The sequence below is a fragment of the Paenibacillus ihbetae genome (assembly GCF_002741055.1).
Classification (GTDB): Bacteria; Bacillota; Bacilli; order Paenibacillales; family Paenibacillaceae; genus Paenibacillus_AQ; species Paenibacillus_AQ ihbetae.
In genome coordinates, this window is the sequence record NZ_CP016809.1 from 2118348 (window position 1) to 2141020 (window position 22673).

General features: G+C 43.4%; 23 protein-coding genes. 3 read left to right on the forward strand and 20 right to left on the reverse strand.

Annotated elements, in window-relative coordinates:
* Window positions 1-6 precede the first annotated feature (6 nt).
* The 4 genes from uidA to BBD41_RS09635 all read right to left on the reverse strand — a co-directional run bounded on the left by uidA (window position 7) and on the right by BBD41_RS09635 (window position 4970).
* The gene (gene uidA, locus BBD41_RS09620; RefSeq protein ID WP_099477427.1) at window positions 7-1806 is read right to left on the reverse strand and encodes a beta-glucuronidase; all 1800 of its coding nucleotides are present in this window, start codon (window positions 1804-1806) and stop codon (window positions 7-9) included.
* Between the two features lie 11 nt (window positions 1807-1817).
* Entirely contained in the window at window positions 1818-3161 is a 1344-nt protein-coding gene (locus tag BBD41_RS09625) for an ABC transporter substrate-binding protein (protein WP_099477428.1), read from the reverse strand.
* Between the two features lie 77 nt (window positions 3162-3238).
* A complete protein-coding gene (locus BBD41_RS09630; protein WP_099477429.1) occupies window positions 3239-4069 on the reverse strand; it encodes a carbohydrate ABC transporter permease in 831 nt (276 codons plus the stop codon).
* 13 nt (window positions 4070-4082) lie between these two features.
* Complete coding sequence (locus tag BBD41_RS09635) at window positions 4083-4970, reverse strand: carbohydrate ABC transporter permease (protein WP_223260640.1); 888 nt, start codon at window positions 4968-4970, stop codon at window positions 4083-4085.
* Window positions 4971-5183: 213 nt separating this feature from the next.
* On the opposite strand from BBD41_RS09635, the gene BBD41_RS09640 reads away from it, so the two are divergent.
* The 3 genes from BBD41_RS09640 to BBD41_RS09650 all read left to right on the forward strand — a co-directional run bounded on the left by BBD41_RS09640 (window position 5184) and on the right by BBD41_RS09650 (window position 9665).
* Window positions 5184-6974 carry a sensor histidine kinase gene (locus tag BBD41_RS09640; RefSeq protein WP_099477430.1) on the forward strand — a complete coding sequence of 597 codons (1791 nt, stop codon included), beginning with the start codon at window positions 5184-5186 and terminating at the stop codon, window positions 6972-6974.
* Window positions 6967-8574 (forward strand): response regulator transcription factor, encoded by a 1608-nt coding sequence (locus BBD41_RS09645; RefSeq protein WP_099477431.1) that lies wholly within the window; start codon window positions 6967-6969, stop codon window positions 8572-8574. The genes BBD41_RS09640 and BBD41_RS09645 overlap by 8 nt, the downstream gene beginning before the upstream one ends.
* Window positions 8575-9002: 428 nt before the next feature.
* Window positions 9003-9665, forward strand: a complete 663-nt coding sequence (locus BBD41_RS09650) for a hypothetical protein (protein WP_099477432.1) — start codon at window positions 9003-9005, stop codon at window positions 9663-9665.
* A 266-nt stretch (window positions 9666-9931) separates the two neighbouring features.
* On the opposite strand, the gene BBD41_RS09655 is transcribed toward BBD41_RS09650, so the two are convergent.
* The 16 genes from BBD41_RS09655 to BBD41_RS29775 form a co-directional block, all read right to left on the reverse strand.
* A complete protein-coding gene (locus tag BBD41_RS09655; protein ID WP_099477433.1) occupies window positions 9932-11080 on the reverse strand; it encodes a hypothetical protein in 1149 nt (382 codons plus the stop codon).
* Window positions 11080-11649 carry an RNA polymerase sigma factor gene (locus BBD41_RS09660; protein ID WP_167392966.1) on the reverse strand — a complete coding sequence of 190 codons (570 nt, stop codon included), beginning with the start codon at window positions 11647-11649 and terminating at the stop codon, window positions 11080-11082. Before BBD41_RS09660 ends, BBD41_RS09655 begins: the two co-directional genes overlap by 1 nt.
* A 209-nt stretch (window positions 11650-11858) precedes the next feature.
* Window positions 11859-12461: a pentapeptide repeat-containing protein gene (locus tag BBD41_RS09665; protein WP_099477435.1), complete on the reverse strand. Its 603-nt coding sequence runs from the start codon at window positions 12459-12461 to the stop codon at window positions 11859-11861.
* A 545-nt stretch (window positions 12462-13006) separates the two neighbouring features.
* Complete coding sequence (locus tag BBD41_RS09670; protein ID WP_099477436.1) at window positions 13007-13549, reverse strand: type 1 periplasmic-binding domain-containing protein; 543 nt, start codon at window positions 13547-13549, stop codon at window positions 13007-13009.
* A gap of 107 nt (window positions 13550-13656) precedes the next feature.
* Entirely contained in the window at window positions 13657-14364 is a 708-nt protein-coding gene (locus BBD41_RS30255) for a hypothetical protein (protein ID WP_237087048.1), read from the reverse strand.
* Window positions 14365-14538: 174 nt separating this feature from the next.
* Window positions 14539-14754 (reverse strand): hypothetical protein, encoded by a 216-nt coding sequence (locus tag BBD41_RS09680; RefSeq protein WP_099477437.1) that lies wholly within the window; start codon window positions 14752-14754, stop codon window positions 14539-14541.
* Window positions 14755-14897: 143 nt separating this feature from the next.
* Window positions 14898-15242: a hypothetical protein gene (locus BBD41_RS09685; RefSeq protein WP_099477438.1), complete on the reverse strand. Its 345-nt coding sequence runs from the start codon at window positions 15240-15242 to the stop codon at window positions 14898-14900.
* Window positions 15243-15375: 133 nt separating this feature from the next.
* Window positions 15376-15858, reverse strand: coding sequence for a hypothetical protein (locus BBD41_RS09690; RefSeq protein WP_099477439.1), 483 nt, complete (start codon window positions 15856-15858; stop codon window positions 15376-15378).
* A 486-nt stretch (window positions 15859-16344) separates the two neighbouring features.
* Window positions 16345-16671: a ribonuclease toxin immunity protein CdiI gene (cdiI, locus tag BBD41_RS09695; protein WP_099477440.1), complete on the reverse strand. Its 327-nt coding sequence runs from the start codon at window positions 16669-16671 to the stop codon at window positions 16345-16347.
* Window positions 16672-16822: 151 nt separating this feature from the next.
* Window positions 16823-17311, reverse strand: coding sequence for a SitI3 family protein (locus BBD41_RS09700; protein ID WP_099477441.1), 489 nt, complete (start codon window positions 17309-17311; stop codon window positions 16823-16825).
* Between the two features lie 156 nt (window positions 17312-17467).
* A complete protein-coding gene (locus tag BBD41_RS09705) occupies window positions 17468-17833 on the reverse strand; it encodes a hypothetical protein (RefSeq protein WP_099477442.1) in 366 nt (121 codons plus the stop codon).
* A 33-nt stretch (window positions 17834-17866) separates the two neighbouring features.
* Window positions 17867-18352: a hypothetical protein gene (locus BBD41_RS09710; RefSeq protein ID WP_099477443.1), complete on the reverse strand. Its 486-nt coding sequence runs from the start codon at window positions 18350-18352 to the stop codon at window positions 17867-17869.
* On the reverse strand, window positions 18349-19839 hold the full coding sequence (locus tag BBD41_RS09715; protein WP_237087049.1) for a WXG100 family type VII secretion target: 1491 nt from the start codon (window positions 19837-19839) through the stop codon (window positions 18349-18351). The genes BBD41_RS09710 and BBD41_RS09715 overlap by 4 nt, the downstream gene beginning before the upstream one ends.
* A gap of 636 nt (window positions 19840-20475) precedes the next feature.
* Window positions 20476-20823, reverse strand: a complete 348-nt coding sequence (locus tag BBD41_RS09720) for a DUF3221 domain-containing protein (protein ID WP_099477444.1) — start codon at window positions 20821-20823, stop codon at window positions 20476-20478.
* 729 nt (window positions 20824-21552) lie between these two features.
* Window positions 21553-22080 (reverse strand): nuclease-related domain-containing protein, encoded by a 528-nt coding sequence (locus tag BBD41_RS09735; protein ID WP_237087050.1) that lies wholly within the window; start codon window positions 22078-22080, stop codon window positions 21553-21555.
* Window positions 22081-22339: 259 nt separating this feature from the next.
* A complete protein-coding gene (locus BBD41_RS29775; RefSeq protein ID WP_157929285.1) occupies window positions 22340-22510 on the reverse strand; it encodes a hypothetical protein in 171 nt (56 codons plus the stop codon).
* Window positions 22511-22673 lie beyond the last annotated feature (163 nt).

The following is a 22673-nucleotide window of genomic DNA, read 5'->3' on the forward strand; positions in this document are numbered from 1 at the left end:
GAAAATTTAAAGCTTGTACCCAAAATCGGGTATCGAATGCCACCGCTTTTTCAACTCGTGTGCAGCGGCTTTCGGTTTGCGATCGCGAGTAAAAACCCCTTTCTTGTTTCCCTGAACCCGAATGATATTTTGACTAGTATGGAAGTCGGCGAAGTTCCAGACGTGTTCCCCGACGAAATTTCCGCATGCGTCAAAAATTTCGTGATTCGCCTGCAAAAACTTAACCTGGAACTCCTCAGTGAACATGACGGGATCGACATCGTGGAATCCAGCGATCGTATCCGCGCCGTATTCCGTCATGATGATCGGTTTGTCCGGACAGCGTTTGTTCCAGCCTTCGAATTCGCGGCGGAGCTTGGCCTGAGCCAACTCCCACTCCCCGCCTTCCACATACCAACCGTAGTAGCGGTTTAAGCACAGGACATCCGCCAGATCCGATACCTTGCAATCCTCGGGGCTGCCTTCCTGCAAGGTTACTACCGTGACGGGACGCTGCTGCGGATCGCATTCCTTCGTCAGCCGGAACAGCGGTTCAAAGTACTCATACGCCCCGTCCTCCGCCGTTGCCGGCTCGTTGGCGATTGACCACATCACGACGCAGGCATGGTTTTTATCCCTCGCAACCAATTCACGAATGGCCTCCCGATGTGCCTCGCGGGTATTGATTTCCTTCCACGTATTCCGTTTCGGGCCGTTTGCGTGAATCGCCATAAAGTTCAAATGCAAGCCGACAGCCGCCACCTCGTCGATGACGACAAAGCCTTCCCGATCGGCTAGCCGCATGAGCTCTTCCGAGTACGGATAATGGGACGTCCGGAACGAATTGGCACCGATCCATTTCATCAATTGAAAATCCATCACGTTGGCCGCCTCGTTGAATCCTCTGCCGTGAATCGGGGAATCCTCGTGCTTGCCGAATCCTTTAAAGTAGAACGGTTTTCCGTTGATGAGAAACTTTCCTTCTTTCACTTCCACCGTTCGGATCCCGAAGGGCTGCTCGTATTCGTCGATCGTCTCGCCCTGTTGCAGCAGCTCGATTTTCACCCTGTACAAGTAAGCGTTCAGCGGCTCCCAGAGCTTCGCTTCCGTGATCATTAATTTGCCTTCCGCGCCTTCTCCACTCGCGACAACGATGCCGTCCTCATCGAGGATGCTGACCCTTGTCTCCACCGTGCCGCTTGCAGCCACCGAATAATTCACCAAGGCGGATCCATCAGACTGCACGCCGGATACGATCTCGACATCCCGAATGTAGACCCAAGGCGTCGTATAGATTTTGACCGGCCGGTGAAGTCCCGCATAATTAAAGAAATCAAAATTCGGTCGATTGCGAATGATTTTGCCGAGTCCTTCAACCTCCTGCTCTGAATAGTTGCCGACGGGCAGCGTTGATTCATCCAGCACGTTACAGACCGCAACGGTAAGCCGGTTTTTCCCTTCGGTTAACCATTCGTTGATTTCGGTCTCGAACGGCGTAAACCCGCCCGTGTGCCCGGCCGCCAAGCGGCCGTTGACGTACACCTTCGCCTTATGCGTGGCCGATCCGAATCGGAGAACGATTCGCTCTGAGGAAAGCGCGCTTGGAACGATGAAATCCCGTTCGTACCACACCCAACCGACATGATTGCGAATTTCTGCGCTAACCCCCACATCATTGTATGAGGAAGGTACCGCCATCGGGATCGTATCCGCTAGCGGACGTTCCTGCCATTTCTCGGCGAATCCATTGCCGGAATCCAGTTTAAAATTCCATATTCCGTTTAAATCGATGACGGTCCGGGAGGCGGTCACAATTGGATAAAGCATAAGCTTCCCTCCTACTTGGAATCGATGATTTTTTGAATGCGTTGCTGTGCGTTTTTTACGGTTGTATCAAGATCCTGGCCCGACAGCATCATCGCGTCGAATTCTTCGACGAACACTTTCTCCAGCTCCGCATGGAACGGCACCGCGACCGCCGCCGTCGTTTGTTTCGTATGTTCAAGCACGTAGAGCAATGATTCCTTGTCGATCATTTCCGGGGTTTTCGTGCCGGCGATGATGTTATCGACGACGTCGTCCATATTCACCTTCTTCCAGGAAGGAAAGTACTTCCCTTGAAGGGCGATTCCCTCTGTCGTATACCAACGGATGAACGTGTACGCTTCTTCTTTATGCTTCGATTTGCTATAGATCCCCAGCACATCGCCGCTGACATTGCCCGAAACCGGATCTTCCTTATTCACCTTCGGAAGGGGAGCGAATACCGTTTTGAATGTCGCCGGCACTTGATCCGTTCCTCCGGTTTCCGGAACCAGGAATGAGCCCATTGAAATCATGCTCGTTTCCTGATTGAAATATTGGGGGCGGTAGTTCAATTTCTGGCTGACGACTTCCGAATACGGCGTCACAAAGCCCTCCTTCTCCCCTTGCAGCCGAAGCTCCAACGACTTGCGAACACTCGGCGTATCCGCGTTGGCTGCCGCTCCGTCGTCCGTGGTCAAGTTCGCTCCGGCAGCTTGATTCATATTCTGAACAAAGTATGCTTGCGTGGACCAACTATGGAAATAAGTTCCGTATCTTGTCTTGCCGGCGTCGGTTTTTGTCATCGCCTTGGCATACTGCATATATTCGTCCCACGTCCAATCCTTCGGAAGTTCAAGCCCCGCCTCTTTGAGATGGTTTTCATTGATGAACACCAAGGGGAGAACCGATTTTCCCGGCAACCCGTAAGTTTTCCCCCCAATCCTGGTATCTACGGTATACTCGTCAGCAAGGACTGCGCCTTCTTGCTCCAGATAGCCGTCGATCGGTTCCAGCATGCCGAGTTCCATACGCTGGCTGAGGTAATTCATGTTGCTGAACATTACGACGTCCAGCGCTTCGCCGGAGGCCGCGGCGAGATCGAGCTTCTTGTAATATTCGTTGGAATTGTTGTCTTCCGCGGATACGTATTCCACTTTGATATTGGGATGTTTTTTTTCAAATTCCGCGATGGCAACATCCCAGTTGTCGGTCTTCTTCGGATACCAGGTATGCAGTTTGATGGTCACTGTACCGTCCGCTGCGCTGCCGTTCGAACCGGCCCCCTGGCTTTCCCCCGAACCTGAAGCACATCCGGAAACGATGAGCGAAAGAATGGCCGCAGCAGCGAAAAAGCGCTTCCAATTTCTTTTGAACATGTGAATTCCCCCTTGGTATATGATAATAAGCGTTCCAAAAAACCAGACGATGACGGTTTGAACTACTGTTAGATCGATTATCCTTTGACGCTTCCTGATGCCACCCCTTCAATGACTTGTTTTTGGCCTATAATGAAAATAATCAGCAGCGGCAGGATTGCGGATACGGCTCCCGCCATCATGAGCGAATAAAATTCGCCGTTAAAATCGGCAAATTTACGAATGCCGAGCTGCAGCGTGAACAGTGAATCTGTGCGCAGGAAGATCAGCGGGTTCTGGTAGTCGTTCCAGGTCCAAATGAAACGGAGAATCATGTAGGTCGAAAGCGCGGGTTTGACCAGCGGCAGCCCGATCCGGAAAAAGATCCTCCAGTGGTTCGCGCCGTCGATTCTTGCGGATTCGATAATCTCGTTATGAACCCCCATGAAAAACTGGCGCAGCAAAAACGTGCCCAACACCCCCGAAGCGCCCAGCAACACGAGGCTCATGTGATTGTCAAACAATCCGAGCCAGCGAAACATAATGAATTGCGGAACAAGAATGGCTTGATGCGGAATCATGTACGTAGCTAATACCAGTATAAAGACCGCATCCCGTCCTTTGAAATGAACCTTGGAAAAGCCGTAAGCCGCCATGGCGGAGATGACCAAGGATAATGCAGTCGTCAGTAAAGTCACCTTGATGCTGTTCAGATAATAAAGCCCGAACGGGATGCTCCCCAGCCATACCTGGCTGTAATTTTCAATGATTTTCCACGTACTCGGGATCCATTGAATCGGATAAGTCATCACCTCAAGCTCTGGCTTGAACGATGCCGACAACATCCACAGAAACGGCAGGATAAAGAAGATCCCTGCGATGCCCATCAGGGCCGTAATGATGACCCGGTTCAGTCGAATGGATTTCATGTTTAACGGCCTCCTAGTAATTTACCCACTTCTTCTGTCCTACCCATTGGATCAAGGTGATGAACAGTATCAGTATCAACAGAACAATCCCCATGGCGGATGCATACCCGGATTCCAGATTAACGAAAGCCTCTTCATACAGATAGAAAACAATAACGGATGTCGAACCGGCCGGCCCTCCGTTCGTTAGCACCATAATCAGATCAAAAACCTTGAAAGATCCTACAACCCCCGTAATCAACAGGAAAAAGGTTGTCGGCGACAGCATAGGCAGCGTAATTTTGAAAAACTGGCGTATCGGCGAAGCTCCGTCCACTTCGGCCGCCTCATAAAGATCCTTCGGAATGCCTTGCAGTCCGGCCAAATAAATGATCATGTTAAACCCTAGCGAAGTCCAGATCATGATGATCATGACGGCCATCAGCGCGTAGTTCGGATCCGCCAGCCACATCGGTGGGTGATCGATACCGATCGACCGTAAAAAGCCGTTAATCGGTCCGCTGTTCGGATGGAACAGCACCCTCCAAAGCAAAGCGATTGCGACAATACTAGAAATAAACGGCATAAAATAGATGACTTTGAAAAAGCTCTTGAAGTACGTCCCCTTGTTAATCAGTGCCGCGAGCACCATCGCAATAAACATGGACACCGGAACGACCGCGATCAACACGGTGTTATTTCGCAAGGAGCGGTGAAACGCTTCGTCCCGAAACAACTCCATGTAGTTGTCCCATCCGACGATGTTCAGCCCCCCCATGCCCGCAATGAAATTCCAGTCCGTAAAGCTGATCACCCCCGACAGCACAATCGGGATGACGACCAAGGTCATTGTCAAGACCAGCATCGGCAAAATAAACAAATAGCCGGTAACAGTCTCGTAGAACGTTCGTCTTCGGATCACCTCATCACCTCTTTGTTAATCTCTATTTTTTATCATTATAGACACCGGTGTATCCGGCGCACATGAAACGATTTTTTCTAATCGAAAAAGATTTTTGCGATATTTTTTCCCGCATAGAAAAAAATGTTGAATGAATCCGTCCACAGAATGCATTAATATTTGCTTATAACGCAAAAGTAATCGATTCATTGTGGCTGAGGTGATGGACAACGAATGCGCATCCGACTGAACTTCAAGCATGTGTCCCTGCGAAAAAAACTGATTGTTACTTCCATTGCTTGCCTCGTACTGCCTGCCATCGGCATGCTTTACACCACCGGCGTATACTCCAAAATCATCATTCGCGAGCACACGCTCGGAAAAGCGGAGCAATCGCTCATGATTGTGCAATCCCAAGTGGAAGCGATCCTGGAAGAAATGGTGTCCATATCGAACTTCGTCCAATTGGATCCGGAAATTAAAACATTATTGGAAGAGGCGAAAGAAAGTCCTGTCGCCGCGAGGCAGCTAACGACCCGATTGGAGCAGGTCGCCGGCGAGAAGCAGGACCTGCGCCTGACCTTACTGACAGAAGACGGCCGGGCATATTCCGACTACTCGTTCTACGACTTTCAGCCGCAGCGCTTTTTCCGGCAGGATTGGTTTTCGAGGGCGGAACGCTTGACACCTTACGAGACGTTATTTTTAGGCGGACTGGAAAACTACTTGCCACCGCTGTATCCTGAACAGAAATATGTTTATATGACAGCGCGGGCATTGACCGAGACCGTGAATAAACCGCCCTTTGCCTACCTCGTGGTCAGTCGCACGGAAAACAGCATTCGGGAGCTCTTTGCCGATATGGAAGAGGACGTGTATTTGCTGGACGAAAACAATCGCATCCTATCGAATCGCCATGCCGATTGGATCGGAGACCGGTTCGAGAACGTACTGCCGCATCCTATTTCAGCTTCGCCGGAGATTATTCAGGTAGGCGAGGAAAATCAATTATTTCTTTCGCTCCCACTTCGTTTTTCGGGATGGAAGCTTGTAAGCGTGGCTCCTTACGAACAGCTTACGGGAAAATTGAACGGGATTTCTAAAACGATGCTATTTCTGCAAGCGATGTTCGCGATCGGTTTTTTGCTTGCTCTTACCTATTTGTTAAGGCGATTCACCAGGCCGGTTCTGGCGCTCGGGGAAGCTGCCAAGAAAGTGGAATCCGGGGATCTAAGCGTGCGTTCCAACATTCGCGGACCTGATGAAATCGGCCGGCTCGGCCGTTCGTTCGACTTTATGCTCGATCGTATCCAGCAAATCTTGACGCAGGTGAAGATGGAGCAGGAGTTGAAACGGCAGGCTGAAATGGCGATGCTGCAGGCGCAAGTTCATCCGCATTTCCTATTTAACGTATTGAACTCGATCCGTTTAAAATTGTTGATGAAAGGCGATGATGAAAACGCTGTCACCGTCGAGTCGCTATCCTCGTTGCTTCGGACAAGCCTTAGGCAGGATGAATCCGTTACGTTTTATGCCGAAATGGAAACAGCCAAACAATATACGGACTTAATGAAATTAACTACGCGATTTCCGATCGAGATTCATTGGCATATCCAAGCGGACCCGTTTGCCGCTACCGTTCCCCGCTTTATCTTGCAGCCGATTATCGAGAATGCATATAAACACGGCTTTTCGAAGAGTGGCGGGATGATTTCGATCCGAGCGCAAACCGCCGGCGCCTCATTTATCATCACGGTTGAGGATAACGGCTTGGGCATGAATCCGGAGACGCTTGAGGAATTAAAGAAGCGGCTTAGCTATCAAAAGGAGGATATCATCGAGCAGAAGAACCTGGGCGAACGGATCTCTCCTGCCGGTATCGGCCTGTTCAATGTCTTTAGCCGTTTGAAATTGTTGTACGGGGAGCGGTTTGAAATGAATATTCAAAGCGAGTACGGGCGGCGCACGACCGTGGAGCTGCTGTTACCGATCGAGAATACAGGGGAGGATGATCATCATGTTTAAAGTTCTTGTCGCCGACGATCATTATACGGTATTGGATTATTTGAGTGCCGGCATTCCCTGGACGACGCTGGGTCTGAATTTGGCGGCCGTTTGTTCCGACGGCGGCGAAGCATGGGAAGCTTGCCAAATTCACCGTCCGGACATTCTCGTCACGGATATCGGAATGCCCGTTATGGACGGACTGGAATTAATCGAAAAAGCGCGCGCTGCCAACCCTCGGCTGAAGACGGTCATCTTGTCTTGTCACGAAGATTTTCACTACGCGCAGATGGCCGTAAAACTTAACGTGAGCGAATATATTTTAAAGGAGAGTCTTCGGATTGACCAGGTCGTTTCCGTGCTGGGCCGGTTGACGAACCAATTGACCAAGGAAAATGACTTGGAACATGACCGGAATCAGCTCCAAAAGAAAGTCCAACAACATCTATCCGCCATTCGATCCGGATTGATCCGCAAGTTTCTTGAACAACCGGTCTGGAGCGAAGCTGAATGGGCGAACGAATTTCGAAATTCCGGCATCCTTCTCCAGGACGGCGTCCCTTATCTGCCAGTCCTGGCCCTGCCGGATAGAGCCGCCGAATTGGAAGTCCGGTTTGGCGGAGCCGTCAACATGCAGTTTGTGATCCATAACGCCTTGCAGGAACTAGTCCGTGTTAACGGAAGCTTCCTGTTTGTCCTGAACGAACGCCAATACCTGTTGCTGTTCCCCTTCCCGCATATGTTGACACGGAATCTTCATGAGGACGTTCAGGGCGAACTGCAACGCGTCCAACAACAGATGTTTCAACATCTGCGCATCGGCATCTCGTTTATCCGCGGGGAAGTGAGCCGCGAATTGCTCCAATTGAAAAAAGAGATTCAGAAATTGCTTGATGCCGCAACGTTTCGTTTCTATACGGGCGAGCGCGTTTATGCGAAAATGCTGCCTCTGAAGACCTCGGAAGAGGATATTTTCCTGCATTATTCCAAAGCCCTGCAGGATTTGAAAGATTGCATTCTTGCTGGGGACAAGACCCGGATCTCGCTTGCCGTCAGAGAATGGAAAGATTTGATAGAAAGCAGGGTCTATCCGGTGGAGGCGGTAAAATGCTGGGTGCTCAAAATGACAATGGAACTCCAGCTCAAGTACACCGTCATGCAAAACTTCGTCACAAACTTCAACACCGAAAGGCTGCAGCGGAAAATCGTCTCGATCGAAACGCTGGACCATTTGCTGGAATGGCTCCAGGGATTTCTCGAACAAAAATCCGTCGAAATCGAGTCGCTTCGGGAACAAACCGTTGTACGCCGAGAAATTGCCGAGGCGCAGCGATACGTCCGCCTCCATATGGGCGAAAAAATCGCGATGGAGGAAATGGCGCATCGCTTGAATCTGAACCCGTCTCATTTCAGCCGTATTTTCAAGCAGGAAACTGGAGAAACCTTCGTCGAATTCGTCACCCGCACGAAAATGGAAAGAGCCCAGGAGTTGCTGAACCAGTCCGATTTAAACGTTGCGGAAATTTCCGAGCAGCTCGGATATGAGCATACGAGCTATTTTATTAAGCTATTCCGGAATTACGCCGGGATGTCGCCGAGCGAATACCGGCGATCAATATAAGGCATCAGCTTACTGAAAGTTGTCATGAAGAAAAACAGGAGACCTGCCTCTGTTTGCGAGAGATGATCTCCTGTTTTTCTTATGAAGTTCAACCGATCCACTATCAAGGGTCATGTTGCGAGCATCAAAAACCAATTTATCTGGGAGCACGAGGTCTGCTTAGGACTTGGTGTCCTTTTTTTCATGTTCAACAATACATCGGACCGTCAATGCAGAAAGTGGTGATGGATCTTCAAGTTCTGGATTCGGCTTTCGGTTAAAGGTAACTTTTCACGCAGCCATTAAGGATCTTTGATCCGTCTTCACCTTCACCCCTCCCTATGTACTGCCCTAGCTTGCATTATGCCATGAATTCCATTAACTTAGTTTTGATAGCTTCATATATTAACCATGTTGTACATGCCGTTGTAAGGAGGATTGGGAAAGGCGTGATTCGCAAAAAGAACCGATATATCCTAGCCATCTTCATGGCCTTCGCTGCCCTTTTTACCGGCTGCAGCACGTCCGTCAAACAAACTGTCCCGCAGAACACGGACCCCGAATCAATATTAAGCGCAATCTATGAGTTGGAAGGGATCAAATCCGCTGGATCCGTGAACACGGAACCTTTGACCGAAATCTCGGAGATCGAAGACAATATCAGCATCCGCTACCAATACGTTTTCTTGGTGAGAGATGCCGTCAACCAGAATAATCAAGCCGTTCCGGATCGGCTGTATGTCGTTTCTGCGGTCGAGAATACGAGGAAGGATCGGGAAATCAGCATCCAGTACATCGACGGCTCCATCAATGGGGAAACAGCCAAGCACAATCCGCGGCACCGTCCCATTACCGTAAACCTATGCCCGGATGATTCCAAATCGCCTTGCAGAGCTGATGATTCGAAGACTTATCAAGCGAATGCGGTTGTTTTTTCGTTGGACCAATTCCCCGCATTTCGTTCACATGGCAATGTCGTTGATATTAGCGTGAAGTATGCATTAGGTAAGAATAAAAAAGAGCTCCGCGAGCAATTTCTAAGTGATTCGGGGCTGCAGGAGACTGACGATGCTGTCGTTTCCCTGAAGCTGCCGGATACATTCGTGAAATAATAACAAGAAGTATAACGGAAAATATGAATCCGTTGATTTGAGGGCACGAGGTCTGCTTAGGACTTGGTGTCCTTTTTTCTGGTTTCCGTACTGAAGGTTCCAGTCGACTTATATTCCCTTCCATTCCGTGACTCGTTCGCCTCATAATTTTCAAAAAAACAGTCAAGCCAAAAGACCTGGCAAAAATAATAAAGACAAGCTGCTGTCCCAACAAGGGCAACAACTTGTCTTTTTTATCGCCTATTGAACGCTCAACCTATTTACTTTCAATCTTCATAAATATGTTTAATGATGCTATAAACATATTTATTGGCGTTGTAAGCCACCTCGATCGAAGGCTCGCCCTCCTTCTCAAACAGGTAACTACCTGGATTTTTCTTGTCAACAGTCTCTTGGTAACTCGTAATATCGACCCCAAAAATATTGTAAATTAAAGGAGCAACCGCGTCCTTAACCGTATTTTGCTCCTTCACTTGAATGCTGCTCTTAGCTGTTCCATTCAAAGACCAATCACTAACTTGAGTGATTTCTTGTTGATTGAGCTCGTAATAGACAATAGCATCCTCACCATAATGCAGTTCAAGTACATGATGACCCAGGCGAATATAATTAGTTTGGAACGATTTCGTTAATGGAGGAATCTCTTCTGTACCGCGAAGCTTTTGGAGTGCAGCACTCGCTGCTTGTTCCACTTCTAATGGTACATCATCCATACTGTTTGATAACCACACGGACTCCATTTCGCCATTGGAAAAATCCACTTTCGCATCCTCACTCTTAAGTGATATAAGAACCGTATCCTGCGTATTGTTATCCAGATTGTACATGACATGGCGTTCTACTGAGTAATCAAATTGCCCTTTATAACCGAGCTTTTTCAATTCATTCTTAGCTTTATCATCCATTGAAGCTGCAGATGCTTTGGGCAAGTTCGCAGTGGAAATAGCCCTCACCACTTCGTTTGAAGCAGTGTCTATCCATAAATCTGCGAAATCATCGCCTTCGCCGCGAAACTTCAAGAGCATTTGGTTATTGTCCAGCTTCTCACTACGTTCAAACTTCATTTCTTTACCTACCATATCACTCATCGCCGATCTGGCTGTGTTCCAGACCTCATTAGTCACCCCAGCTGGAGGGTCCTCTGTCAGTATACTCTGAGCCTGGTATGTTGGATTCGTGTTGAATACTTCTGAATTCCATAACCAACCGGCTGCCACCAAAACTAATAGCGCTGCTGCAGTGTATCCCCAGTACACTCTTTTGCGGTTACCGCCTCTATCTTTAAACCTGCTAGAAGATGATTTGCTCTCTTCGATTTTCATCATGACTGCTTGCTTATGATTAGCTGTAAACCTTTTATCCTCAAAAGGTCCTTGTTTGGCCTTTTCATACCACTGTGGTCTTGTTTCATTCATCACTCCAACCCCCTCAGCATTGCCTGCACTTTGGTTCTAGCCCTAGATAGCCTCGATTTCACGGTTCCACCTGGGATTCCTATCATTTCACTCATCTCTGCAACGGACATCTCGAACTTTAAATCGAGAACCAGCACTTCGCGAAGCTTGTCAGGCAGCTGCATAATGACATCCCATATTTCATTAACATGTTCACGGGATACGTACTCACTCTCTGCTGAAGCAGCTTTTGCACGTTGATCCATTAACGTCTGTGTATCTTGCCTACGAAGTAATTCAACAAAGCTCCTGGAACGAAAATAACGCGACCTACGGTATGTAAATGTCGTGTTTCTAGTGATGGTAAGAAGCCAAGTTTTCAGTGTACTTCTCCCTTTAAAACTCCCGATACTCTTGTAGCATTTGATGAATACCTCCTGCGAAATATCATCGGCCATCTCCGTATCCTTTGTTAAAAAATAAGCATAATTCCATACGTCTGTTCCATACTGATCCATCACTACTTCTAAGGACAGCTCGTCCATCTCGGTTGTATACTGCAAATAATTCAAATCTACATCCAAATTCATTCACCTCAAACAATAAGACTACAAATTTCATAGTGCGGTTCCATTCGCACGAAATATTCAGGAAATAAAAAAAAAGCAGCCTGGACGAATGAGTTCATTTACTCATCTATCCTGACGCTTATTATTTCAACTTTACCTTGAAAGGTACGAAGCCTATCAAGTGATTTAACATTGGTACCCTTTTCAATCGGCACTGGTAGCCAATCCTCTTAGCCACTTACTTCACATTTTTCTAACATCCATTTCTTTGCATCATCTGATTTCAACAAAATTGGTTTCTCCAACGTACCAATATTAATACTTTTAATATGAGCTTCTTCTATACCCATAATATTTTTCAAAGTTACTCCGTTTAATAATGTTTCTTCAAATGTCGCTACACTTATATCTATATTTTCTAGTCTTGCCCAACTAAAATCCGTTAAGTAAAACGATACATTAATCAAATTACAATCTACTAAATATGCATTTCTAAAAATTGCTTCCCAACAATCACTTTTACTAAATCTACTGTTATTAATGAAGCAGTTGGAAAAATCCGTATATCTGAGATCTGATTTATAAAAATCACATTTGTCTAAATATGCATTTTTAAATGTTGACGAGGCTAATAATGATGTGTGAAAATCAATATTTTCCAATCTGAGATCGTCAAAAGTACACTCTATTAAATATGCTTGTTCAAGCAATATATCGGATAAATCAAAACTTCTTAAGTCCACTTCATCTAACTTTAACATTTCGCCTTCTTTACCAATTGTCTCAACCCACTTTTTATGCAAATCAAACTTCCTATTAAGATTTCCTTCCATTTTCCCACCCCTTAAGGATACCATATTATTTTATCTGCTACTCCTTCTTCATCAATTGCTTTCTTGAGTTGTTCAACATGCTCAGGCTCCATTTTTCTAGTGTCAATAATTACGTTGTTCCCATTATCAAATTCTTTTTGTAGCTTTATCATACCTTGTTTGATAGTAAAGGCACCCTTTTGGGGATTGGTTATAGAACTCCATTGTCACCACTTGGGTATGATTCAAAGCTTTTTACGTCCCACTTTAAACCTGAAGAAGTATCAATAAACCGACACAAGGGAAGTGTATAAGAAAACCACAATACAGACGGATAGCTCGCATTGTGGCTTGGCCAGTTCTCAAATTGTGGTACTTCCTAGTGGCAAAATGTTTTACACCTTGATTTGTTCCGTCCTCTAGTACACCCCAGTATTCACTCGAAGGTGACGGTACCGATATTGCGTATAGCAGAAATAAAAAAATCTTTATACAGGCATTACATGGGTTACATGAGCTAGATGTGTTATTGGTTGAATGATGGGGTCATTCGTGATTGGGTAGCCTTATGTGTAGTACCTACGAAACTCCTGTATTCTTCTTAATTTATTCGACCTAAGCAAATCGCTGTTCAAATCATTTATTTGTTGCAACAGTTTTAATGTGCTATTCTTGATTTCATTTTTAAACTCCGCATGGTCTATAAGTATATCTCCCCACTCCTTGGTGTCAGTATGTAGAAGAGGTGTTTTGATAATAAAGTCCTGTATTTCTGTCATACCGGGACTATTAATTAAACTAACTCGCAGTCTCCCCTCATTAACAATTTCAATCCATTGATCACTTCCCATTATATTCATAGCAATATAATGAGAACTATCGCTGCTTTCAAGAATCTCAAGAACTTCATTCAACCTACAGAACCAATGAAATATCAATTCATTTCCAAAAGGAACTTCGTCATGATAAAACCCAACTGAACGATCATCGAAAATTAATTCAATTTGTCCAGATATATCACCACCAAAGTCCTTATCAAATTGTTCAGAGTTTATTTTCCTAAACTGCTGAATATCTTCGTCTACAAATCTGAAATTAATTTTAAACAAAGACTACACCCCCTAGTAACCAAAATCTGATATTTTATATTTATGCGATCCCCATGCACTCTGAAATAAGCCGTTATCGAATGCAACTGTTATCAATTCTCCATCTATTATAGTCCCTTCGCTACCGCTTCATTCGAAGCTCTTTCAACTTGAGAGACAACTTGATCCTTGCTTAAATTCTTATTAAAGAAACTAACATTGGATAATTGTTGTTCCACTGCTTCTCTTGATTTTACTTTCAACAAATAAGGAATTTGCTTGCTGAATGACTCGAAAGAATGTCCTTTCCAGAAGTGTTTAATGTTACCCAAACTTAGCTCAACTTTACCCGTCCCTTCATCCCCCGACTTATTACCATCACCGTCTTCACCATCACCGCCATGCTCGCCACTTCCATTACCGCTGCCACTACCACTACCGCCACCATTACCACCACCAAGATCATTATGCTTATTATTCAGCGGGCCTCTCCCCCTAATTCCAGCACGGTTGAGAATAACCTCCCCAAGGATCAAAGCTGCCCCCTGCCCCAAATAATTGGACCAACCGCCTGCTGAATCGACTTCGACCTTTACGTCTTCGGCAACTTTTTCGCGGTACTCGTTACTAAAAACCATTCGGCTGGCCCATACCGCTGTGTCCCAAATATCCTCGACCGTCCCGATGGTTGCATTATAGAGCATCTCTTTCCCGGTTCCAAGGGATATTCGTACAAGGATATCCCCGTATCCTTGTACGAGTTCTTTAACTGGGCGGCCCCGGATTTGGAGCTGTAACATTAGCTTTATCATGCGCATTTTTAGACGGGTTAACATCAAATAACTCTGTGTCTGAATTCCAATGTAGAACAATCTCTGAAAGGCATACCTCCATCCATTCTGTTATTGGTTGAATGATGACATCATTCGCCCCCCACCAATGAAAAAACCTTGAAAGGCACGTAGCCTATCAAGGTTTCACAAAAAGAGGTACAGTGCCTAAGCGGGGTTCTATCTCTTGTGCTTTTCGACAAATTGATTTATGCCAGCAAATACTATATCTTTAATTACCTCTGTATAGTTATTGTATCCGCGCTCTTTTTCAATGATTATGTCTAACATATTTTTTAATTTGCCATCTATCATAATCGTTATTCCTTCGACTTGTTCACCAGTTTTTTCATTCTCGAACTTTTCAGACAGTATGCTTATTTTATTATCACTCATTCCTTCCCTCCATTATTCTCAAAATTTAATAAATCAAGTCCATTAGGAGCAAGAAGCCACTCATTGCTGGTAATGTTCAACTTCGATTAACGGGCGATGCGTGGTGCTAGGCGGTCAAAATATTTTCGAAATAGGTGTATCTTTTAATAGCCACCAATTAACCCCTTAATTTCATCAGCCAATTGAAGTACTCTCCTCCATTTGAGTGAATTCCTAACTGCATTCACATCCCATTCATCGCCTTGCTGCAATTCTAGCACCATGTTTCTTAAAGTAGAACTTTTGTACACCATCTCGTTATTAATTAATCCTGCATCGTAAAGCTTTTGCAAATTATCGGCGTGCAAAAAAGAAGTATTTCCCGTATCAAATTCTTCAAAAATATTGTACTCGATTACTACATCATCCTCGTTCAGTAGATATGTTCCACATTTAGCAATTGTGTCTACATATAGCTCCATGAGCTTTTCCGTGGAGATTTTCTCCATCCGAACTCCCTCTTATTTTTGAATAATAGTAGTCTTATCACCAGGTAACGGTTTATAGTCAGGCCCGAAACCTTTACTTTACTTGCCTGAACGTTTGAGAAGCCAATTGAGCAGAGTTACCCGTCCCGTCTTCTTATTTAGGATTCTTATAACACCAATCAGGATCATAAGATAACGATTTTAATCTTTGCATGTCTTCCCAACTGTAGACCCAATCATAATCTGCTACCCAAAAGTAATCGTCCGGGTTAATCTTAAGATATTCATAGATAAAACGAAAAATAACCTTCTCTGCTCCATAAACCTCTTCAATAGTCCCTATCCGAAATAATTCGCGGTCTGAATTCAACCCAAGATCATCATAATCACTGAAAAGGATACTAGAATTCTCTCTAGCCTTTACATACAAAATAAATTGGTAGTTATTCTCTTCGCTATTATAGGAATGGTCAAGTATATTCAATGTTGTAAATGAGAATCGTCCCTCTTCGTAATTTTTATAATTCTCAAATATAAGTTTAGCATCCGAATGAAAGGTTGCTACAATTGTATCCGCCAAGAACTTTTCCGGCGTATATTTTTCACGATCTGTCAAAATAAAAGCAGTGGTTCCCATTCTATCTTAGTGCCTCCTGTAAATCATCCCATGAATTAACAATGGTTACACCTCTTAAGTTAGCCAACGGCTTGTCAATATAGAGAATTATATTTCTGTGTTCCCAGGATTTAAAAAAATCCGAATGGTTTTGCTTAGCCATCTTCAAAAATTGTTCTGCACCTCAACAGCTTTAATTGACGCCTTAACTTCAATTATTGCATTCTTAGTAACAACATCTAAATCACCCGGCAGGTTGACCATCTTTTTTAAGGATAATTGAAGCAGATGAACAGGCTCAACAAACCAAAAAAACAGTTTCGACGACGGGCTTGGAAAACCGTTATCTGTATCAGGTTACAAAGGGAATCGATATCTTTTTGATGTGGTTCAGCCGCCCGACTAATTCGGCACTGGATGGGAGCGGGTATACGGTTATAAGAAAACCACAATACGGACGGATAGCTCGCATTGTGGCTTGGCAGGTTTTTGCGATCTTTATTCAAGTTATATACCTAATCTGTTTTTTATTTTCTCTAATGAAGTATTAATCTTATTTTTATCTTCAGGGTGCTCGTCAAGATGTTTTGCACTAAAAATAATTATGTAGTTATAAAATTCATCATACTCAATTATTGCCATTACATTTTCGTCGGAAGCTGGGGGCTCTCCTATAAAGCACACTTTCTTATCCCCAATGTAATACTCCTCTTCTGGCTCATGATAAGATGAAAATTGTACCTCTAGTGGACCCGTTCCATAGCCACGCCTCTCAATATCCCAAAAATACTCCAAAGCCCTTGGGAAATCAATAACCCAGAAATAAGATTCCACCAGTTTGTCAATTTCGTCTTTTTCTGTAAGTATTCTATACAGTTCTTTCTCTCCTTTTAATCCTTATAATCAAAAGTCAGATAAAAATTACTTGAGTTAAATGTGTTATTCGTTGAATGATGGGTTCATTCGTCACCAGGCAGTGCCTTCTCTAATCTATAAATTTTCGATCAAAATTACTATATCTATATCCCTTAAGAATTTCAGTAAAATAACCATTATCCCAGACATGTGATGAATTATCCAAATATACATGTCCTTTAGTAAAGAAAGATAATTCATTATCACCATTTGATAAAAATAAAGCATTTGAATTATTGTTTTTCATCAAATTGAACACTAGAGATAAAGCAAACTTAAAGGATTCATTATTGTATAAATTGTTTATAAAGCGAATACTCAATGTACTTTCATATACAAACTCACTGCTCAAAAACTGAGTGTCATAGGCGTTATACGGATATTCGCCAGACTCGGTTAAGTAAACAGACAGACCCAGTGATTTCTCAAATTGACTAATTTTAATTCCTTTTGGAATGTCTATTACATCAATATTTTTATACCCCATTGAAGCTAGTTCTTGTAATAAACAGGATTCAGATATTTTTTGTTCTGTTTTGAGAGAATATTCAATAGCCACTTGAGCACTCCTATATTGTGGTAAATCAATTGCTATTAATCCTTTAAGTCCATTAATCGGCCAATCTGCGAATCGTTTAAAATTGATAAAGTATTAATTAAACTAATTCCCACCATTTCAAATAACAATAATGAGGGTGTTTGCCCTAGCTGCTTACTAGTCCGCTATATTGATGACGTTATCTTTAACCTGATAAATGACAAATTTATGATTCCATTGCTGTATGGTAACGATCGCTTCTTCATTTCCCTTTTCAAAAAAATAATTAGAGCCTTCTTGCTCGACATAGCTCCATCCTTTACTGCCTATTCGCTCTTTTAGAAGCTCAACGGAACGATCCTCTCTTGCCAGATAATGCCCCACTCTATCCATTGAAACTATTAATTTCTCCGTAGTACTCAACGTGTACATGAGCTTTAAGTTATGGAATCCGATATTATTGATATAGGCACCTGCGAACATTACGACAAGAAAAACCATGCCAATAAAACCGAATGCTATGGTCTTCCAAGGTCTCTTCAAAGTCATTCGCCACCTTATTGGATATGAGTTGCTTCACACTATTTTTTTACAGCACCACTCAGGGTTATAGGGCATTTGACTTAATTTTAATATATCAGCAGCAGTATAATACCAATCGGCATCATCGAACCATAAATAATCCTCACTATTTTCCTTAAAGTACTCTATTACAAACCTAAAAATAAATTCATACTCATGATTAATATTTTCAATATCTGCTGCCCAGAAATAATTTTTGTCTTCAGTCAACCAAGTGAAGCTATCGTACAAATCTTCTCTAGCTCTGTTTATATTAAACGTAAAGTATCGAATATTCTCCTCATCTTCGATATGTTGAAACGTAATTTCGTCTACTTCTGATAATGTACCTTCAGCTGAATAAAAATAACCATCTTTATCCAATTTAGTTGTTATATAAAAACAATACATCTTAGCTCTTTCAGCTGCTTTAATAAAATGACTAATAGTCTGCTCAGGAGAGTAGTTCTCCATATTTTTCAAAATGATAATTGAACTCACCTTATCAAAACCTCTCTTAATTCATCAAGTGAACTTATGATTTTTATCCCTTTCTCCTCCAAAATTTTTACTAAGTTAGCCTGTGTCTTATTCTTGATTGTGGTATCTTCAATAAAGTATATAATCTCTCTATTATCATAATTAAAATACTTTTCATTTAAGGGATCAGTCAGCTTATCAATTTGTTTTTCATCCAATGCACTTAAAGATTTCTTAACTTCAATAATATGAGCATCAGTTAATACGTCTATATCACCCGCCTTTGTTTTGTTCGACATTTTCAGTTCTACTCCTGTTCCGTGCAATCTACCCATTTCCTTTACTGCTTGTGCTACTTCCCCTTCTAATGCATCACCAACTTTTGTACTCTTTAAATTTTTTTCGATAATAGCATCTATATCTTTAGGCCCTTGATTATTCCATGATATATCATTACCAAATTCATTAGTATATATGGATTTATTCCCTTCAGTTCTAATCTTTGCATTTCCCGAACCCTCATCCCCCGACTTATTACCATCACCATCATCATCACCGTCACGATCGCCGCTATCATCACCGCCACCGCTACCGCTGCCATTACCGCCACCACTAGTACTACCGCCACCGCTACCGCTTCCACTACCGCCACCGCTACCGCTTCCACTACCGCTTCCACTACCGCTTCCACTACCGGCACCACTACCGCCACTATTACCGCCACCAAGATCACTATGCTTATTATTCAGCGGGCCTCCCCCCCTGATTCCAGCACGGTTGAGAATAACCTCCCCAACGATCAAAGCTGCCGCCTGCCCTAAATAATTGGACCAGCCTCCTGCTGATTCGACTTCTTGCATGGTGTCTTCCACGACTTTGTCACGGTAATCATTGCTAAAAAGCATTCGGCCGGCCCATATCCCAGTGTTCCAAATCTCCTCGACCGTCCCGATGGTTGCATTATAGAGCATCTCTTTCCCGGTTCCAAGCGGATCTTCGTACAAGGATATCCCCGTATCCTTTAGCGAGTTCCCTAACTGGGCAGCCCCGATCTTTACGCCCTCCCATAGTTCCCCTGCTTCTTGCTTCACGGTGTCCCATGCCTTCCCGGCTTCCTGCTGCACCGAATTCCAGGCTTCCTCCGCTTTTCTCCCCATATCCTCTACGGCCCTATAGCCTGCGGCTCCCCTCATCAAAGGGGATGCTCCCAGCACATGCCCAGCAACTTGGATCGGTTGTCCCCGTTCATCTGCTGACTTAAACCGTTGGGCAATCCCTCTCAGCTCCAGGCTTGTCCGATGGATATGCTCCGTAGTCTGCGTCATCTCCCGATGCGCCTGCTGAAAATCCGCGTAAAAACGAGATCTCGTCGTACCTTCCCAGGCAGACTCCAGCATATGAATGTTCTGATTCAGCATGTGTATCATTGCTTCCAGCTGTTCATGTGCCCTGGAGCATTGCTCTGCAACGCGCAGCAACATCTCCGGTGTGACCAAAATTCTACTCATAACAACCTCTCCATCTTGCTTTCGGATTGAACCCGATTTCCGATCATAGCTAACTTAAATATTTTACTCCACTTGAATTATATGGAAAAGGTTCCGAGGGCCTTGCTATGTCACTTAAAACTAGGATCTTTTTCTCAGTTAGATACGGGACTTTATTACGAGCGAGGTTTTCAGTAATATGACCATTATTATTGGTGGGAGGATGTAGGGAGTCACGGAACATGATATACCGTAAAAAAGGGGCGAATAGATGGGTTAATTTATCCTTCATTTTCTCGCCCTTGCTTACCCTGAAAATGTTAGAAAAGAATTATTTGTCCTTGTCTTTAGGTCTTATATTTTAAAAACGGAGTGGTATGATTGGTAAGGCAATTCTAGCAGGCTGGATATTAGGAGAAGAAGTTCATCTGCTCTCTTGATCAGATTCATCAGATCTGTATTTTCACAACAAAATGGAGAAGTTCGCTTATATACTTGTCACAGTAATGACTGCTATCGCCAATATCCGGAGATTACGGTTAACCATATATGTTCTTGTTTTTTTCCGTTAAAACACAAAAAGCCGCAAGCTCCGCGGCTATTAAGCGAGTATGTTCTTGTCGTCTTACAATCAGGCATTCCACTTTTTGAGCATACTTAATTTTCAACTAATTTTTCGTATTTTTTGGAAGTGATTTTACCAGGATAAGATGTTTCCGCCGTTTCATAATAAACTATAATTTTCTCGCCAACTGTAAAATTAGAAGGATCGATATTACTCACCCAATATACTTCGGTATAGTCCATTGATTCAATTACAACCTGAGTATCTTTCTTAATATCCTCCTCTTCAAGTCCAGCAATTACTAGTATTTTATTATTTTTGTGGTCAATTTCTTTTACCCCCCCTTGCAATTGCTGGTATCGTGAATCGAAGTTTTTACAAGCGCTTAATAGGAGAACTATGAAACAACATATTATCATTATCCATTTGTATTTTTTCATTTCATACCTCCCTTACATAATGAAGGTTCTTACTATACAAAAAAAATCAGCAAATTCTTTAGTAGAGGATATTAATGGTTTTACCCCCTTGAACATGAAGGGTATTCATGGTGAATATACCATAGAGGAAATTGAAAAGGAAATATTAAAGACTTTATCGAAAGCGTTATAAATTACAAGCCGCTCTCCATGATATTGATCAAGATGGCATTAGTGAATTAATCGTCACAGCTGGCGACTCAATAATTGATTTTGATTTAAACATTTGGGGTTATTCCTTTACAACCGTCGGGGACTTGCAGAAAATCAATCCAATCAAGCAGGAATTATCAATTACTGGCCAGAGGTACATAGAGCTTGATGGTAATGAAATCATTGCTCCTTATGGCTCTCAAGGATTATTCAATTTTTATAAATATGTGGATAAGGTGTTTATGCAACCCGTTTATTAAGTTAGTTGTCTACATTTAAGTTTAACTTCCTGATTAAAATTGCCGCTCTCCACTTCCTTAAGTGGTCCAGCGGCAATTGGTTTATTACTATTTTTTCGCCTTCCCCATACTCCCCGCCTTATCCACATGCTCAGCCCGAATCTTCGGATCAGTGATATTGGCTTCTTTCAGAGTTTGATAGATCTTCTGAATATCCGACTCTGTTAGAACAGGTCCCGTCTTCTCGGCTTGAATTCGGTTCATTTTACGCTGAATATATTCGGATAGTTCAACATCGTTACACGATGAGCTCATCCGAGTGGATTTTTCTCAATTCAGGGTCCACGCTAAATCGGCAACGCATCGTGAAGGAGACGAGTGATATATATCGATTCTCTTGATAATCGGGTAGTAAGCTTTTAATCGCTTGAATATGACCATAATTCTGCATAAACGGGTTGTACATTTTAAACCGGTTGCTCACTGTCCAGGACTTATTGTCTCTGGTCCCCTTTATTTCTCCGTTATAGTTTTTTGTCTCAATCACAAAGAGTCCTTGTGGGGTAATGACCACGTGATCGATCTGCGAATACCCTGTACGGGATTTCGGATTAGCCACCATGAGATCACTTACGTATTTACACCCCTTAGGAAGCTGGTCTAGCTGAATGTTAATCTTATGCTCTCCTAGCTCTCCGATTCGCGTTGGCTGAACTTTAGGTTTAGGTTTGCTGCTGGATGTTTTAGTTTTACTGTTTTTACTGGGTTGGGTAGGCTTCTTATCGGGAGTATTCGATTTGAACATCGACATTAATTTCTTTAGCATATTGGAGCTCCGTTCTTATATGATGTAGTGAATAAGGGTCTTCAAGCGATTTGCTAGCGTGGTCGATTTCTTTTACAATTTCAAACTCCTCTTATCGTTTTCAAAAGTATCAATCCGACGGTCCTCGTCAACATATACATCCATTCGCCAGAAATCGATGAATTCCTTCTATAGAACCATTCCAGATGTAAGTTCATTATTTAATCACCATTACTAATGGCCTACTACTAATCCGAATGACAACCAAATCGTTATTGGTTTAATCCTCTTTATGTGGATCGGGATCGCAGCTTTCATCAGATTTTTGCTCCTCTTCCCTATACTTCTCCTTCATTTCATTATAAAACTTTGAGACTTTATCACTCGTTAAACCTAACTTGTCAATGACTTGTTTAATCTCCAAATGCATTGCACGGTTTCTTGGTTTCATGGGATTCCTCCATCACTAATTCCTCATTTATCCATAGTTTAAAGAATAGTGGTGACAACGGAATGCCAGCAAACGTAAGTTCGGAACCCAAAAATCGGTCAAAAAAAAAGACTGCTCGTTGAGCAGCCTTTGATTAGCCTTATGGTAACATAGAGAATAACTT

What these genes read in the sequence shown, in the direction of transcription:
- uidA (WP_099477427.1), bottom strand. Translation starts at nt 1,806, where the DNA reads ATGCTTTATCCAATTGTGACCGCCTCCCGGACCGTCATCGATTTAAAC.
- BBD41_RS09625 (WP_099477428.1), bottom strand. Translation starts at nt 3,161, where the DNA reads ATGTTCAAAAGAAATTGGAAGCGCTTTTTCGCTGCTGCGGCCATTCTT.
- BBD41_RS09630 (WP_099477429.1), bottom strand. Translation starts at nt 4,069, where the DNA reads ATGAAATCCATTCGACTGAACCGGGTCATCATTACGGCCCTGATGGGC.
- BBD41_RS09640 (WP_099477430.1), top strand. Translation starts at nt 5,184, where the DNA reads ATGCGCATCCGACTGAACTTCAAGCATGTGTCCCTGCGAAAAAAACTG.
- BBD41_RS09645 (WP_099477431.1), top strand. Translation starts at nt 6,967, where the DNA reads ATGTTTAAAGTTCTTGTCGCCGACGATCATTATACGGTATTGGATTAT.
- BBD41_RS09655 (WP_099477433.1), bottom strand. Translation starts at nt 11,080, where the DNA reads ATGAATGAAACAAGACCACAGTGGTATGAAAAGGCCAAACAAGGACCT.
- BBD41_RS09660 (WP_167392966.1), bottom strand. Translation starts at nt 11,649, where the DNA reads ATGAATTTGGATGTAGATTTGAATTATTTGCAGTATACAACCGAGATG.
- BBD41_RS09665 (WP_099477435.1), bottom strand. Translation starts at nt 12,461, where the DNA reads ATGGAAGGAAATCTTAATAGGAAGTTTGATTTGCATAAAAAGTGGGTT.
- BBD41_RS30255 (WP_237087048.1), bottom strand. Translation starts at nt 14,364, where the DNA reads ATGTTAACCCGTCTAAAAATGCGCATGATAAAGCTAATGTTACAGCTC.
- BBD41_RS09680 (WP_099477437.1), bottom strand. Translation starts at nt 14,754, where the DNA reads ATGAGTGATAATAAAATAAGCATACTGTCTGAAAAGTTCGAGAATGAA.
- BBD41_RS09685 (WP_099477438.1), bottom strand. Translation starts at nt 15,242, where the DNA reads ATGGAGAAAATCTCCACGGAAAAGCTCATGGAGCTATATGTAGACACA.
- BBD41_RS09690 (WP_099477439.1), bottom strand. Translation starts at nt 15,858, where the DNA reads ATGGGAACCACTGCTTTTATTTTGACAGATCGTGAAAAATATACGCCG.
- BBD41_RS09715 (WP_237087049.1), bottom strand. Translation starts at nt 19,839, where the DNA reads ATGAGTAGAATTTTGGTCACACCGGAGATGTTGCTGCGCGTTGCAGAG.
- BBD41_RS09720 (WP_099477444.1), bottom strand. Translation starts at nt 20,823, where the DNA reads ATGAAAAAATACAAATGGATAATGATAATATGTTGTTTCATAGTTCTC.
- BBD41_RS09735 (WP_237087050.1), bottom strand. Translation starts at nt 22,080, where the DNA reads ATGCTAAAGAAATTAATGTCGATGTTCAAATCGAATACTCCCGATAAG.
- BBD41_RS29775 (WP_157929285.1), bottom strand. Translation starts at nt 22,510, where the DNA reads ATGAAACCAAGAAACCGTGCAATGCATTTGGAGATTAAACAAGTCATT.